At 39.5% G+C, this 1,075-nt stretch carries 2 protein-coding genes and 1 pseudogene; all 3 read left to right on the top strand.

Annotated elements, in window-relative coordinates; genetic code table 11:
* Positions 1 to 203, top strand: a 203-nt coding sequence (locus QUA78_RS32720; protein ID WP_333307634.1) for a hypothetical protein, incomplete at its 5' end; no start/stop codon positions are given.
* 12 nt (positions 204 to 215) lie between these two features.
* A pseudogene (locus tag QUA78_RS32715) lies at positions 216 to 599 on the top strand (pyridoxal-phosphate dependent enzyme); the annotation flags it as partial.
* A 54-nt stretch (positions 600 to 653) separates the two neighbouring features.
* Positions 654 to 1,001, top strand: coding sequence for a CBS domain-containing protein (locus tag QUA78_RS32710; RefSeq protein ID WP_333307637.1), 348 nt, complete (start codon positions 654 to 656; stop codon positions 999 to 1,001).
* Positions 1,002 to 1,075 lie beyond the last annotated feature (74 nt).

Here is a 1,075-nt window from a genome sequence, read left to right as displayed (position 1 = left end):
ACATATTTAATTATGGACTAATGAGGGGCATGGTATTTCTGAGTATTTGTACTCATCGCATAAGTGTTATGCTCCCGACATCAGTTCCGCCTGACTCTCCAGAAAGTTTCAACGGTGTAGCAGAAAGACTTACTAAAGAAATATCAGGAGCTTATAGACCGGATCAATTTGCTAATCCTAATAATCCGTTAGCCCATTATTGAACGACTGGGCCAGAGATTTGGTCAGACAGTAATGGAAAAGTTGATGTTTTTGTCGCCGCGATGGGAACAGGTGGCACAATTTCTGGAGTGGGCAAATATCTCAAAGAACAAAATCAAAATATAGTAATTGTTGGTGCAGATCCAGAAGGTTCCATCTTTTCTGGTGACACCCCCAAACTTTACAAGGTTGAGGGAATTGGTGAAGATTTTATTCCGAAGACGTTTAACCGCCAAGTTATAGATGAAATGGTCAGAGTTAGCGATCGCGAGTCTTTTAATATGGCTCGCCGTCTAGCGCGAGAAGAAGGTTTATTGGTGGGAGGCTCTTGCGGTACAGCAGTAGCAGCAGCTTTTAAATATGCAGCCAGATTATCAGAACCGAAACAGATTGTAGTGCTGTTACCAGATACAGGAAGAAACTACATAAATAAAATCTATTCTGATAGCTGGATGCAGGAAAATGGTTTTTGGGAAGAACCAACCAAAAAAACAATAAAACTTCAAGAGATACTTGCCCAGAAACAAGATTTTCCCTCACTCGTTTCTGTGAGTTCGCAGGACACATTGAGTCAAGTCATCGAAGTTATGCAAAAATTGAATATCTCGCAAGTTCCAGTTATTGAAAATTCTCACATTATTGGCAGTTTAAATGAAGCAGCTTTAATGAAACTGCTGCATGAAGGGATCAGTTTTTCTAACCAAAAAGTTGGGGCTTTTATGCAGGGTAAACGCATCTTAACTTTAACCCAAAATATGCTACAGTTAGAGCCGACTAATTTTCTATGTAGTTTGTTGTAGTTCATGAGTGCTATCAATGGCAAGAGGTTTTAGTAAAGCTGTAACTTCCCAACAAAAACAAACAGATTCATTGC

Origin of the sequence: Microcoleus sp. K4-B3, from assembly GCF_036704615.1 — a bacterium.
Classification (GTDB): Bacteria; Cyanobacteriota; Cyanobacteriia; order Cyanobacteriales; family Microcoleaceae; genus Microcoleus.
The sequence above is the reverse complement of the archived record's forward strand: the minus strand, read 5'-3'. Positions and strand labels throughout refer to the sequence as shown.

What these genes read in the sequence shown, in the direction of transcription:
- QUA78_RS32710 (WP_333307637.1), top strand. Translation starts at nt 654, where the DNA reads ATGCAGGAAAATGGTTTTTGGGAAGAACCAACCAAAAAAACAATAAAA.